Raw genomic sequence first — 13,028 nt, forward strand, 5'->3', positions numbered from 1 at the left:
TCCATGCGGGTAGGGGCCGCTACCTGTCCGTGAGCCCCAGGCCCTCCTGGGAAAACGCACGGTGAAAACCTCCCGGCACGGACCGGACCCGCCCACCTCGGGGTCCGCCCTGTCGGTACCCGCGGGTAAATTCGACCGAGGCAGGGGTGCCGTCCGCACACGGCACCGGCCGGACCGACGACTGCAGGAGTGGATTCGTGTGGATCATGTCGCGTTGCACGGCCTGAAGGCCCGTGGGCACCACGGTGTGTTCCCCAAGGAACGCGAGGAGGGCCAGACCTTCGTCGTGGACCTGGTCCTCGGCCTGGACATCCGGCCGGCCGCGGCCGACGACGATCTGGCGAAGACCGTGCACTACGGCATCGTGGCGGAGGAGGTCGTGGCGGTCGTCCGGGGCGAGCCCGTCAACCTCATCGAGACGCTCGCCGAGCGCATCGCACAGGTCTGCCTCAAACACGACGCGGTCCAGGAGGTCGAGGTTCGTGTCCACAAGCCGGACGCACCGATCACCGTGCCCTTCGACGACGTGACCATCACCATCATCCGGAGCCGCGCATGACCAGGCCGTCCACCCAGGGCCACACCGACCCGACCGTTCAGCCCGTCCCCGCCTCCGTGGTCGAGCGGGTGGACGCCGCCGACACCACCCTGCACAACCCGAAGCGGGCCGTCGTCTCCCTGGGAGCCAACCTCGGCAACCGGCTGGAGACCCTCCAGGGGGCCGTCGACGCCCTGGAGGACACCCCCGGCATCCGGGTCAAGGCGGTTTCGCCCGTGTACGAGACGGAGCCGTGGGGCGTCGAGCCCGGCAGCCAGCCCTCGTACTTCAACGCGGTTGTGGTTCTGAAGACCACCCTGCCCCCGTCCTCCCTGCTGGAGCGGGCCCACGCGGTCGAGGAGGCCTTTCACCGGGTGCGCGACGAGCGCTGGGGCCCGCGCACCCTGGACGTGGACATCGTCTCCTACGCGGACCTTCTCTCCGACGACCCGCAACTGACCCTCCCCCACCCCCGCGCCCACGAACGCGCCTTCGTGCTGGTCCCCTGGCACGACATCGACCCCGAGGCCGAATTCCCCGGACGCGGACCCGTCGCCGCCCTGCTGGGCACGGTCGCCCGGGAGGGCGTCACGCCCCGCGGCGACCTGGAACTCCGGCTGCCCGAGTAGCCGTTAAGGTCGACAGAACCGCATACCGGGGCACCGGGGGAACCGAAGGGACACCGTGAGAGAGCTGCGCATCAGGGAGCTGGCCGGCGTCTTCGTCGTGGCCGGGATCCTGTCCTGGACCGGCGCCCGCCTCTGGAACTCCCTCGGCACCCTGCCGAGTGTTCCGCTGGCGGCGCCCGTCGTCCTCGCCCTGATCGCCGTGGTCCTCACGGCCACGGCGCTCTCCCTGCGCGCCCGCCTCAAGGACCAGCGCGAGCGCCGCCCCGGGGCCAAGGGCGTCGACCCGATGATGGCGGCCCGCGCGGTCGTCTTCGGACAGGCCAGTGCCCTGGTCGCCGCCCTCGTCGCCGGGATGTACGGCGGCACGGGCGTCTTCCTCCTGGAGTCCCTCGACATCCCCGCCCGCCGCGACCAGGCCATCTACGCGGGGTCCTCGGTCCTGGCGGGAATCGGCGTCATAGCGGCGGCCATCTTCCTGGAGCGCGTCTGCAAGCTCCCGGAGGACGACGACGACCACAACGGCAGAGGCACGGCCCCGGCGGTCTGACGCCCGCTCAGCGGGCCATGATCAGGCTCATCGCCTCGTTGCGCGTCGCCGCGTCCCGCAGCTGCCCGCGCACAGCCGACGTGAGGGTCTTCGCGCCGGGCTTGCGGATGCCCCGCATCGACATGCACATGTGCTCGCACTCGACCACCACGATCACCCCGCGCGGCTCCAGAATCTCCATCAGGGAGTCCGCGATCTGGGTGGTGAGTCGTTCCTGCACCTGCGGGCGCCGGGCGTAGACGTCCACGAGCCGGGCCAGCTTGGACAGCCCCGTGATCTTTCCGCTGGTGGCCGGGATGTACCCGACATGGGCCACACCGCGGAACGGCACCAGATGATGCTCACAGGTCGAGTACACCTCGATGTCCTTCACGAGCACCATCTCGTCGTGACCGATGTCGAACGTCGTCGTGAGCACGTCCTCGGGCTTCTGCCACAGGCCGGCGAATATCTCCTTGTACGCCCGCGCCACCCGGGCCGGCGTCTCCCGCAGGCCCTCCCTGTCCGGGTCCTCGCCGACCGCGATCAGCAGTTCGCGTACGGCGTTCTCGGCGCGCTTCTCGTCGAACTCGCCGATGGTGGACTCGCCGTCCAGCGTCACGGGGTCGGTCATGTGATGCCTCGTTCCTGTGCCTACGCGCGCGTGTCGGACACACGCACTCTCAACTGCGGATACACAAAAATCCGCGCCCCCCAGGCTAGAACCTGGGGGGCGCGGCATCCATTCCGGGACCAGTGGGGCCGCCCGGAGAGCCGGTCAGCTCTCGGGACGGTCCTCCGGGGCCGGCTCGGGCGCCGGGGCAGGTTCCGCGGCGGTGCTCTTCACGGTGGAGATGGCCGGCGTCGCGCCGTTCACCCCGTTCGTCAGTGCCAGCTCCTTGGGGGAGAGCACCGGCGGGCGGGTGGACGGCGTACGGCGGGAGGAGCCGGTCCAGGCGGGCCGGGGCGGACGCTTGACGATCGACGCGAAGACCTCGGCGATCTCCTGCTTGCCCAGCGTCTCCCGCTCGAGGAGCGCGAGGACCAGGTTGTCGAGCACGTCGCGGTTCTCGACCAGGATCTCCCACGCCTCGTTGTGCGCGGTCTCGATGAGCTTCTTGACCTCTTCGTCGACCAGCGCGGCGATCTCTTCCGAGTAGTCGCGCTGGTGACCCATCTCACGTCCGAGGAACGGCTCGGTGTTGTCGCCGCCGAACTTGATCGCGCCGAGACGCTCGGTCATGCCGTACTGCGTGACCATCGCGCGGGCCAGGCCGGTGGCCTTCTCGATGTCGTTGGCCGCACCGGTGGTCGGGTCGTGGAAGACGAGCTCCTCGGCCGCGCGGCCGCCCAGCATGTAGGCCAGCTGGTCCAGCATCTCGTTGCGCGTGGTGGAGTACTTGTCCTCGTCCGGCAGCACCATCGTGTAGCCGAGGGCACGGCCTCTCGACAGGATCGTGATCTTGTGGACGGGGTCGGCGTTCGGGGAGGCCGCCGCGACCAGGGCGTGTCCGCCCTCGTGGTACGCGGTGATCTTCTTCTCCTTGTCCGACATGATCCGGCTCCGCTTCTGCGGGCCCGCGACCACTCGGTCGATCGCCTCGTCCAGCATGTGGTTGTCGATCAGCTTCTGATCGCTGCGTGCGGTCAGGAGCGCGGCCTCGTTCAGCACGTTGGCCAGGTCGGCACCCGTCATGCCGGGGGTGCGGCGGGCGACGGCCGACAGGTCGACGTCCGGAGCGACCGGCTTGCCCTTCTGGTGGACCTTGAGGATCTCCAGCCTGCCCTGCATGTCCGGGCGGTCGACCGCGATCTGACGGTCGAAGCGGCCGGGACGCAGCAGAGCCGGGTCGAGGATGTCCGGCCGGTTCGTGGCGGCGATGAGGATCACGCCGCCCTTCACGTCGAAGCCGTCCATCTCGACGAGGAGCTGGTTCAGGGTCTGCTCGCGCTCGTCGTGACCACCGCCGAGGCCGGCGCCACGATGGCGGCCGACCGCGTCGATCTCGTCGACGAAGACGATCGCCGGAGCATTGGCCTTGGCCTGCTCGAACAGGTCACGGACCCGGGAGGCACCGACACCGACGAACATCTCGACGAAGTCGGACCCGGAGATCGAGTAGAAGGGGACGCCGGCCTCGCCCGCGACGGCGCGCGCGAGCAGGGTCTTGCCGGTGCCGGGCGGACCGTACAGCAGCACACCCTTGGGGATCTTCGCCCCGACGGCCTGGAACTTCGCGGGCTCCTGCAGGAACTCCTTGATCTCGTAGAGTTCCTCGACCGCCTCGTCCGATCCGGCGACGTCGGAGAACGTCGTCTTCGGCGTGTCCTTGGTGATGAGCTTCGCCTTGGACTTGCCGAATTGCATGACGCGGGAGCCGCCGCCCTGCATCTGGTTCATCAGGAACAGGAAGACCACGACGATGAGGACGAAGGGCAGCAGCGACAGCAGAATGCTCACGAACGGGTTCTGCTTCGACGGCGAGACCGTGTAGCCGTCCGGGATCTGCTTGTTCTGGAACTTGTCCTGCAGCGTGTTGGCGATGGTGACACCCTGGTCACCGATGTAGCTCGCCTGGATCTTCGAGCTGTCCCTGACCTTTTGGCCGGCCTTGAGCTCGACCTTGATGATCTGCTCATCGCCGGTGGTCAGCTTGGCCGACTCGACTTTGTTCTGGTTGATCGCCTGGACGACCTCGCCGGTGTCCACCGTCTTGTAGCCGCCGGAAGAGCCGACGACCTGCATCAACACGACCACGGCGAGGACGGCCAGCACGATCCACATGACCGGCCCACGGAAGTATCGCTTCACGTCCATCCATACGGAGCGGTGTCGCCCCGTCCCTCCTGCCATAGTGAGTTTGATAAAGACTGTTCTTCGGACGGTACCCCAGCCTTGCCCCCCGAAGCTGCGAGGGACAGTCGGCATTCGCGTCCACGCATGCTCCAACGGCGCGGACGCCGCCGGGGTTCCCGATCACATACGGCGCTGCGGCCGCGGTTGCTCAGCCGCCGTAGACATGAGGCGCGAGCGTCCCCACGAACGGGAGGTTGCGGTACTTCTCGGCGTAGTCGAGGCCGTAGCCGACGACGAACTCGTTGGGGATGTCGAAACCGACCCATTCCACGTCGATGTTGACCTTGGCGGCCTCGGGCTTGCGCAGCAGCGTGCACACCTTGAGGGAGGCGGGCTCGCGCGAGCCGAGGTTGGAGATCAGCCACGACAGGGTCAGGCCGGAGTCGATGATGTCCTCGACGACCAGGACGTGCTTGCCCTTGATGTCGGTGTCGAGGTCCTTGAGGATCCGCACCACACCGGAGGACTGGGTGCCCGCCCCGTACGAGGACACGGCCATCCAGTCCATCGTGACCGGGGTGGACAGCGCCCGCGCGAGGTCGGCCATGACCATCACCGCGCCCTTGAGGACGCCGACGATCAGCAGTTCCTTGTCCGCGTACTCCGCGTCGATCTTCGCGGCCAGCTCAGCCAGCTTGGCGTCGATCTCTTCCTTGGTGATGAGCACCTTCTCGAGGTCGGCACCCATGTCTTTCGCTTCCACCCGCATCACTTTCGGTCGTCCCACCGGCTGCCCCGTACCGTCCGCGGCTCTGCCGAGGATACGTTTTTCAGCCTTGCCGAATCACCAGTCTGCCACCCTGGCGACGGACCACGACCCGGCCGGGGAGATTGATGGCCCCCTGGCCGCGCCAGCCGGTGATCAGCCGGTCGATCTCCTCGATGTGCCGAGCGAACAGCGAACCGGCCGGGGCTCCCGCGTCGATGGCCGCGCGGCGCAGCACACGGCGGCGCACGGCGGGCGGAAGGGCGTGCAGCCCCGCGCACTCCAGCCGGCCGTCGGCGTCGCGGACACCGGCCTCGGCCCGGCCGGCCCAGGCGTCGAGGGCGTCGGCGTCGTCGCGGGAGAGCTGGGCCGTCCGGGCGAGTGCCTCGACCACGCCCTTGCCGAGGGCCTTCTCCAGGGCGGGCAGACCCTCGTGGCGCAGCCGGGACCGGGTGTAGGCGGGGTCGGTGTTGTGCGGGTCGTCCCAGACGGGGAGGGACTGGACCATGCACGCTTTGCGGGCCGTCTGCCGGTCGAGCCGCAGGAAGGGCCTGCGATAACGGCCGGCGGCCCCCGAGACCGCGGCCATTCCGGACAGGGAGCGGATGCCGGAGCCGCGGGCGAGCCCCAGCAGGACGGTCTCGGCCTGGTCGTCGCGGGTGTGGCCGAGCAGGACGGCGGCGGCCCCGTGCCGTTCGGCGGCGGCGTCGAGGGCGACATAGCGGGCGTCGCGGGCGGCGGCCTCGGGACCGCCGTCGCGGCCGACGGTGACGGCGACGGACTCGACGGGGTCGAGGCCCAGGCCGCGCAGGCGCAGGGTCACTTCGGCGGCCCGCAGGTCGGATCCGGCCTGGAGGCCGTGGTCGACGGTGACACCGCCCGCGCGCACGCCGAGGCGGGGGGCCTCGAAGGCGAGGGCGGAGGCGAGCGCCATGGAGTCGGCGCCGCCGGAGCAGGCCACGAGCACGAGCGGGGCCGGTTCACGCTCGCGCGGGGCCTCGGGGATACGGCCGGGCCCGGCGGGGCCGACGGGGGACCGGCTGTGTTCGCCGGGGTTTCGGGTGTGTTCGTCGAGGATGTCGTGGAGTACGCGGCGGACCACCAGGCGTATCGCCGCGACCGCAGGATGGGGACCCATGTCCGGTTCCCTTCATGAAGTTTTCGGGGGGGGTGAGCCCGGGATCGGTCACTCAGAGTGTGTATATGGTGACAGAGGCGGGCCGCTCCTCGAGCATTGCACGCCTACTCTTCGCTCACGGTCCCTCGGACGGGTGATTGAGGGCCCGTCCGCCGGATTCACTTCACTTCACCCCATATAGCCCCGTTCGCAACCCCGTTGCCGGGCGTCGTGCCGTCCCGTACCCGCGCGGCGCACGCCCGGCGTTCGGGTGCACACGCGACGCACGCCCGGTTCACGCCTCGGGTTTGCGGTGCACGCGGGTGATCCACTCCGCGGGCTTGGCGATCTCCGCCTTGGTGGGGAGGGTGTTGGGCGAGGTCCACACCCGGTTGAAGCCGTCCATGCCGACCTCCTCGGCCACCGCGCGGACGAAGCGTTCGCCGTCGCGGTACTGGCGGAGCTTGGCGTCCAGGCCGAGCAGTTTGCGCAGGGCCAGGTCCAGGCGGGAGGCGCCCTTCGCGCGGCGCTGCTGGAACTTCTCGCGGATCTCGGCGACGCTCGGCACGATCTCGGGCCCGACGCCGTCCATCACGAAGTCGGCGTGTCCCTCCAGCAGGGACATCACGGCCGTGAGCCGGCCGAGGATCTCCCGCTGGGTGGGGGTCTGCACGAGTTCGACGAGGGAGCGCCCGTCGTCCTCCTCGCCCTCGGGCCGGCCGCCGGCGAAGGACTGGACGGCCTCGCGGATCCGCTCCAGGACGGTCATGGGATCGACGTCGGTCTCCCCCAGGAACGACTGGATCTCGCCCTGCATGTGGTCGCGCAGCCAGGGCACGGCGGAGAACTGGGTGCGGTGCGTCTCCTCGTGCAGGCACACCCACAGCCGGAAGTCGTGCGGGTCCACGTCGAGTTCGCGTTCCACGTGGACGATGTTGGGGGCGACGAGCAGCAGCCTGCCCCCGCCGTTCGGCGCGCCGGACGGGCCGCCGGCCGGCAGGTCGCGGGCGGCGGGGGCGAAGGTCTCGTACTGGCCGAGGACGCGGGAGGCCAGGAAGGACAGCAGCATGCCGACCTCGACGCCGGTGACCTTGCCGCCGACGGTGCCGAGGAGGGCCCCGCCGGGCGAAGTGCCGCGCCGCTCCTGCATCTTGTCGAGGAGCGGCTTGAGCAGTTCACGGAAGCCGGCGACGTTGGCCCGGACCCAGCCGGGACGGTCGACGACGAGGACGGGGGTGTCGTGCGTCTCGTCGGTACCCAGCCGGGTGAAGCCCCGGACGTGCGTCTCGGACGCCTTCGCGTGCTTCCGCAGTTCGGTGACGACGGCCCTGGCCTCGTCACGGCTCACATCGGGGCCCGGCCGCATGAGCCGGGTCGCGGTCGTGACCGCGAGATCCCAGTCGACCATCCCGGAAGAGGCAGCACCACCGAAACTCGTCATGCTGCAACGGTACGTGAGGAGCGCGGTACGGGGCAGGGCGGCGAGGCAGCCGGCAGGCGGCCGGAGGTCACCGGCAGCCGCACGCCGCCAGGGCCGTGGCCGCCTTGTCCAGGGCGGCCTGGGCGGCCGTCGGGTCGGTGGTGCCGGTCGCCAGGAAGGCGAAGGCGAGCAGCCGGCCCTCCCGGTCGACGACGGTGCCCGCCAGGGCGTTGACGCCGGTGAGGGTGCCCGTCTTGGCGCGTACGACGCCGGCCGCGCCGTCGGCGTAGCGGCCGGTGAGGGTGCCGGTGAAGCCGGCGACGGGCAGGCCGGTGAGGACCGGGCGCAGTTCCGGGTGGGCCGGGTCGCCGGACTTGACGAGCAGCGCGGTGAGCAGGCCGGCGGTGAGCCGGTTGTCGCGGTCGAGGCCGCTGCCGTCCTTGAACGCGGCCCCCTTCAGCGGGACCCCGAGCTTCTGGAGCTGGGCGCGGACGGCGGCGGAGGCGCCCGCGGAGTCGGCCCGTCCGCCGGTCGCGATCGCGGTCTGGCGGGCGAGGGCCTCGGCGAGGTCGTTGTCGCTGTTGGTGAGCATTCGTTCGACCAGGGTGGCGAGCGGGGGCGAGGAGACCGTGGCGAGGGTGCCGGCGCGGGTCGTGGACTTCGACGGGCCGGGGGGCGTGGCCTTGATGCCGTGGCCCTCCAGGAACGCGCCGAACTGGCGCGCGGCGTCGGCCGCGGGGGCGTCGACGCGGGTCGCGGGGCCGCTGGTGGAGTCGTCGCCGCGGGCCTCGTCGGCCATCAGGGGGGTGATGAGGGCGAGGTTGGGGTTGACCCCGATCGGGTGCCGTTCGCCGCCCGCGTAGAGGGTGGTGTCGTACGACAGGGTCACCTCGCGCACGCCGCGTTCGGCGAGGGCGGCGGCGGTGCGCCCGGCGAGGTCCTGCAGGCTCGCCGAGCCGGTGGGGTTCTTCTTCCGGGCGGTGAGGGTGGGGTCGCCGCCGCCGACGAGGATGACCTCTTTCGTGTCGGGTTCGAAGGTGGCGCGGGTGGTCAGGCGGTGGTCGGGGCCGAGCGCGGTGAGGACGGCGGCGGCGGTGGCGATCTTCGTGGTGGAGGCAGGGGTGAGGGCGTCGTCGGAGTCGTCGCCGTACACACTCCTGCCGGTGGACACGTCGACCACGGAGGCGGAGAGGTCGCCGAACGCCGGGGACTTCAGCAGCGGGGCGAGGGTGCCCACGAGGGCCTTGCCGCCGGGTGCCGACTTCACGGTGGTGGCGCTGCCGCCGAGGCCGGTGAGCACGGAGGGGGCGCTGGGGGCCGTACGGGGGCCGCGGGGCGGTGTACCGGCGTTGCCGCGGGTGCCGCCGTGATCTGCGCCACGCGTGGCCTCCATGGCCACGGCCCGGTCCTGCTCGGCCGTACGCTGACCGGCGGAGTCCCAGGGACCGGCGGCGGTCACCGCTCCTGCGGCCAGCACCGTCCCGGCGGTGGCCGCGACCACGGTGAACTGCCAGGTCCTCGACCAGGTCCCCGGCCAGGCCACCGACCGCGTGATCCGTGGCCCGGCGGCCGTGGCGACACTCACGAGACGGCTCGGCCGCAACCGCGCCAGACGCGGCCGAGCGGCCGCCGCGGCCCGTGCCAGACGGGGTCGTACGGCGTCCGCGAACCGCGCCACATGCGGTCTCGCGGCCCGCCAAGGCCTCAGCTCTGGCACGACCACCAGCCCCTTTCGCGATCACACACCTGCGTGAGGGACACTTAATCACCAGAACTATGTGCTGATCATGGAGGAGCCACCGGTGGAGTTCGACGTCACGATCGAGATCCCGAAGGGTTCGCGGAACAAGTACGAGGTGGACCACGAGACGGGTCGGATCCGTTTGGACCGTCGACTCTTCACCTCGACCGCCTACCCGACCGACTACGGCTTCGTCGAGAACACTCTCGGCGAGGACGGCGACCCGCTGGACGCGCTGGTCATTCTTGACGAGCCGACGTTCCCGGGCTGTCTGATCCGCTGCCGCGCGATCGGCATGTTCCGGATGACGGACGAGGCCGGCGGCGACGACAAGCTGCTGTGCGTCCCGTCGACGGACCCGCGCGTGGAGCACCTGCGGGACATCCACCACGTGTCGGAGTTCGACCGTCTGGAGATCCAGCACTTCTTCGAGGTCTACAAGGACCTGGAGCCGGGCAAGTCGGTCGAGGGCGCCAACTGGGTGGGCCGGACGGACGCCGAGATCGAGATCGAGCGGTCCTACAAGCGTTTCAAGGAGACGGGCGGCCACTGAGCCCCCTCCGCACGGACAGCGGAACGGGCCGCACGCATATGCGTGCGGCCCGTTCCGCTGTCCGTGCGCATACTGGCCCTGGGGCTGCCGGCCGGGCCCCGACGGAAGTGCAGGTACAAACGGGGGTGCAGGTACAACGGACGTCTCGTACAGGGAGCAGAGAAGGTGACGGACGCGGAGGACCGCAAGCCCCAGTCGGACGAGGCGAGGAGCGCCTTCAGCGCTCCGGCCGGACGGACGGCCACGGCTGATACGGAGTCGTCGACGACATCCGAGTTCGCCGTTCCGGAGGGGCTGGCGCTCGCAAAGGCCCAGAGAGCCCCCACGGAGTCGGAGACGACGTCCGATTTCGCCCTGCCCCAGGGCCTGGAGGCGGCTCCGCAGCAGCCCGCCGAGACGGAGGGCTCGGCGTTCAACCCGCCAAGCACGTACGACGCCAAGCAGGCTCCGCCGGCGTTCAACCCGCCGCGCGGGACCCCGGCCGTCTCCCTGCACCGGGACGTGCCCTGGCAGGACCGGATGCGCACCATGCTGCGCATGCCGGTGACCGAGCGGCCGGCGCCGGAGCAGGTGCACCGGCACGACGACGCCGGGCCCGCCGTGCCCCGCGTGCTCGACCTGACGCTGCGTATCGGGGAGCTGCTGCTGGCGGGCGGCGAGGGCGCGGAGGACGTGGAGGGGGCGATGTTCGCCGTCTGCCGCTCCTACGGCCTGGACCACTGCGAGCCGACCGTCACCTTCACCCTGCTGTCGATCTCCCACCAGCCGTCGCTGGTGGAGGACCCGGTGACCGCGTCGCGCACGGTGCGCCGCCGGGGCACCGACTACACCCGTCTCGCGGCCGTGTACCAGCTGGTGGACGACCTCAGCGACGACGAGACACACATCTCCCTGGAGGAGTCCTACCGGCGGCTCGCGGAGATCCGCCGCAACCGGCACCCCTACCCCACCTGGGTGCTGAACGCGGCCAGCGGACTGCTGGCGGGCTCGGCGTCGGTGCTGGTCGGCGGCGGTGTCCTGGTGTTCGTCGCCGCGGCGCTGGGCGCGATGCTCGGCGACCGGCTGGCGTGGAAGTGCGCCGACCGGGGGCTGCCGGAGTTCTACCAGTTCACGATGGCCGCGATGCCGCCGGCCGCGATCGGCGTCGCGCTGACGCTGGCGCACGCGGACGTGAAGGCGTCCGCGGTGATCACCGGTGGCCTGTTCGCCCTGCTGCCGGGGCGGGCCCTGGTGGCGGGCGTACAGGACGGCCTGACGGGCTTCTACATCACCGCGGCCGCGCGGCTTCTGGAGGTCCTGTACTTCTTCACGGGCATCGTGATCGGGGTGCTGGTGGTGCTCTACTTCGGCGTGCAGTTGGGCGCCGGGCTGAGCCCGGACGCGGCGCTCGTCCTGACCGAGCGCCCGCTGTGGCAGATCGCCGCGTCGCTCGGGCTGTCGCTGGCCTTCGCGGTGCTGCTCCAGCAGGAGCGGTCCACGGTGCTGCTGGTCACCCTCAACGGCGGGGTCGCCTGGGTGGTGTACGGCGCGATGGCCTACGCGGGCGACATCTCCCCGGTGGCCTCCACGGCCGCGGCGGCGGGCCTGGTGGGGCTCTTCGGGCAGCTGCTGTCGCGGTACCGGTTCGCCTCGGCGCTGCCGTACATCACGGCGGCGATCGGGCCCCTGCTGCCCGGTTCCGCCACGTACTTCGGTCTGCTGGCGATCGCCCAGAACGAGGTGGACGCGGGTCTGGTGTCCCTCTCGAAGGCCGTGGCGCTCGCCATGGCCATCGCGATCGGGGTGAACCTCGGTTCGGAGATCTCCCGGCTTTTCCTGCGGGTCGGCTCCGCCGAGAAGCGCAGGGCGGCGAAGCGGACGCGCGGTTTCTGAGGCGGGACCGTCCGGTCCCCGGATACACGAATCCCCGGGGTGCGCGGGTGTCGCGCGCCCCGGGGACGGGTTCGGTGCGGCGGTTCAGTAGCCCTGGTTGTAGGGCTGCTGCCGACGGGGGTCCGGGCCCTGGCCGCCCTGCCCCCCGTAGTACTGGTCGTAGCCGCCCTGGTCGTTGCCGCCCTGGCCGTTGCCGTACGGCTGCTGGGGCCTCTGGGGCTGCTGGGGTTGCTGGGGCTGCTGGTAGCCCTGGTTGCCGTAGGGCTGCTGCTGCTGCGGGTAGCCCTGGTTGCCGTGCGACTGCTGGGACTGCGGTCCGTCCGGGGTGATGCGGCGGAGCTGGGTCGTGGCGTCGTCCATGACCGGCGGCTGGGCGTACGGGGGGGCCTGCCGGTCGTACGCGTCGTACTCGCCCTGCTGCGGGGTGTCCGGGTTCTCGCCGCCGCCGCGCTTCTTCTTGGCCCGCTCCCGCAGGTACTCGACGATGATCGGGACCACCGAGAGGAAAACGATCAGGATGAGGATCGACTCGACGTTGCTCTTGATGAAGCCGATCTGGCCGAGCCAGTAGCCGGCGAGTGTGACGCCCGTGCCCCAGGCCACGCCGCCGATGAGGTTGTACGTGAGGAAGGTGCGGTACTTCATCCGGCCGGCACCGGCCGTGATGGGGGCGAAGGTGCGCACGATCGGCACGAAGCGGGCCAGGACGATCGCCTTGGGGCCGTACTTCTCCATGAACTCGTGGGCCTTCTCCAGGTTCTCCTGTTTGAAGAGCTTGGAGTTGGGGCGGCTGAAGAGCTTCGGGCCGAAGAACTTGCCGATCATGTAGCCGACTTGATCGCCCAGGACGGCGGCGATCACTATCAGTGTGCACACCAGCCACAGCGGCTGGCTGATGTAACTGCCCTCGGCCACGAAGAGGCCCGCCGTGAACAGCAGGGAGTCGCCGGGCAGGAACGCGAAGAATCCGGACTCGGCGAAGACGATCAGCAGGATGCCGGGGAGGCTGAAGGTCTCGATCAGATAGTTCGGGCTCAGCCACTCGGGGCCGAGCGCAAGGGTGGTCACG

The 13,028-nt window shown here is 70.6% G+C and carries 12 protein-coding genes; 5 read left to right on the forward strand and 7 right to left on the reverse strand.

Features of this window, described 5'->3' with window-relative positions; all coding sequences use genetic code 11:
• The first annotated feature begins 199 nt into the window (after positions 1-199).
• From folB to ACFPZI_RS25045, 3 genes are read left to right on the forward strand one after another with little or no spacing between them, the layout of a single operon-like run.
• Positions 200-559 carry a dihydroneopterin aldolase gene (gene folB / locus ACFPZI_RS25035; RefSeq protein ID WP_381367072.1) on the forward strand — a complete coding sequence of 120 codons (360 nt, stop codon included), beginning with the start codon at positions 200-202 and terminating at the stop codon, positions 557-559.
• Positions 556-1,167: a 2-amino-4-hydroxy-6-hydroxymethyldihydropteridine diphosphokinase gene (gene folK, locus ACFPZI_RS25040; protein WP_381367075.1), complete on the forward strand. Its 612-nt coding sequence runs from the start codon at positions 556-558 to the stop codon at positions 1,165-1,167. Before folB ends, folK begins: the two co-directional genes overlap by 4 nt.
• Positions 1,168-1,222: 55 nt before the next feature.
• Entirely contained in the window at positions 1,223-1,714 is a 492-nt protein-coding gene (locus ACFPZI_RS25045) for a DUF3180 domain-containing protein (RefSeq protein WP_381367078.1), read from the forward strand.
• 7 nt (positions 1,715-1,721) lie between these two features.
• Here the strand turns inward: ACFPZI_RS25045 and folE are convergent, their stop codons facing one another.
• The 6 genes from folE to dacB form a co-directional block, all read right to left on the reverse strand.
• Positions 1,722-2,327 carry a GTP cyclohydrolase I FolE gene (gene folE, locus ACFPZI_RS25050; protein ID WP_381367081.1) on the reverse strand — a complete coding sequence of 202 codons (606 nt, stop codon included), beginning with the start codon at positions 2,325-2,327 and terminating at the stop codon, positions 1,722-1,724.
• 144 nt (positions 2,328-2,471) lie between these two features.
• Complete coding sequence (gene ftsH / locus ACFPZI_RS25055) at positions 2,472-4,511, reverse strand: ATP-dependent zinc metalloprotease FtsH (protein ID WP_381367084.1); 2,040 nt, start codon at positions 4,509-4,511, stop codon at positions 2,472-2,474.
• A 187-nt stretch (positions 4,512-4,698) separates the two neighbouring features.
• Positions 4,699-5,238: a hypoxanthine phosphoribosyltransferase gene (gene hpt / locus ACFPZI_RS25060; RefSeq protein ID WP_381367087.1), complete on the reverse strand. Its 540-nt coding sequence runs from the start codon at positions 5,236-5,238 to the stop codon at positions 4,699-4,701.
• 82 nt (positions 5,239-5,320) lie between these two features.
• Positions 5,321-6,394: a tRNA lysidine(34) synthetase TilS gene (gene tilS / locus ACFPZI_RS25065; protein ID WP_381367089.1), complete on the reverse strand. Its 1,074-nt coding sequence runs from the start codon at positions 6,392-6,394 to the stop codon at positions 5,321-5,323.
• Positions 6,395-6,668: 274 nt separating this feature from the next.
• On the reverse strand, positions 6,669-7,814 hold the full coding sequence (locus tag ACFPZI_RS25070; protein ID WP_381367092.1) for a zinc-dependent metalloprotease: 1,146 nt from the start codon (positions 7,812-7,814) through the stop codon (positions 6,669-6,671).
• Positions 7,815-7,881: 67 nt separating this feature from the next.
• Positions 7,882-9,516, reverse strand: coding sequence for a D-alanyl-D-alanine carboxypeptidase/D-alanyl-D-alanine endopeptidase (gene dacB / locus ACFPZI_RS25075; protein ID WP_381367095.1), 1,635 nt, complete (start codon positions 9,514-9,516; stop codon positions 7,882-7,884).
• A gap of 79 nt (positions 9,517-9,595) precedes the next feature.
• Here dacB and ACFPZI_RS25080 point away from each other — a divergent pair, with 79 nt between their 5' ends.
• Both ACFPZI_RS25080 and ACFPZI_RS25085 read left to right on the forward strand, forming a co-directional pair.
• Complete coding sequence (locus ACFPZI_RS25080; protein WP_042174359.1) at positions 9,596-10,087, forward strand: inorganic diphosphatase; 492 nt, start codon at positions 9,596-9,598, stop codon at positions 10,085-10,087.
• A gap of 165 nt (positions 10,088-10,252) precedes the next feature.
• Positions 10,253-11,959, forward strand: a complete 1,707-nt coding sequence (locus ACFPZI_RS25085) for a threonine/serine exporter family protein (protein ID WP_381367098.1) — start codon at positions 10,253-10,255, stop codon at positions 11,957-11,959.
• 84 nt (positions 11,960-12,043) lie between these two features.
• On the opposite strand, the gene ACFPZI_RS25090 is transcribed toward ACFPZI_RS25085, so the two are convergent.
• Positions 12,044-13,027 (reverse strand): DedA family protein, encoded by a 984-nt coding sequence (locus tag ACFPZI_RS25090; protein ID WP_381367100.1) that lies wholly within the window; start codon positions 13,025-13,027, stop codon positions 12,044-12,046.
• Position 13,028 lies beyond the last annotated feature (1 nt).

The organism is Streptomyces chlorus (assembly GCF_042655885.1).
GTDB classification, from domain to species: domain Bacteria; phylum Actinomycetota; class Actinomycetes; order Streptomycetales; family Streptomycetaceae; genus Streptomyces; species Streptomyces chlorus.

Excerpts from the sequence above, each read along its gene's own strand:
- folE (WP_381367081.1), bottom strand. The coding sequence starts at position 2,327 with ATGACCGACCCCGTGACGCTGGACGGCGAGTCCACCATCGGCGAGTTC.
- hpt (WP_381367087.1), bottom strand. The coding sequence starts at position 5,238 with ATGGGTGCCGACCTCGAGAAGGTGCTCATCACCAAGGAAGAGATCGAC.
- ftsH (WP_381367084.1), bottom strand. The coding sequence starts at position 4,511 with ATGGACGTGAAGCGATACTTCCGTGGGCCGGTCATGTGGATCGTGCTG.
- tilS (WP_381367089.1), bottom strand. The coding sequence starts at position 6,394 with ATGGGTCCCCATCCTGCGGTCGCGGCGATACGCCTGGTGGTCCGCCGC.
- ACFPZI_RS25070 (WP_381367092.1), bottom strand. The coding sequence starts at position 7,814 with ATGACGAGTTTCGGTGGTGCTGCCTCTTCCGGGATGGTCGACTGGGAT.
- folK (WP_381367075.1), top strand. The coding sequence starts at position 556 with ATGACCAGGCCGTCCACCCAGGGCCACACCGACCCGACCGTTCAGCCC.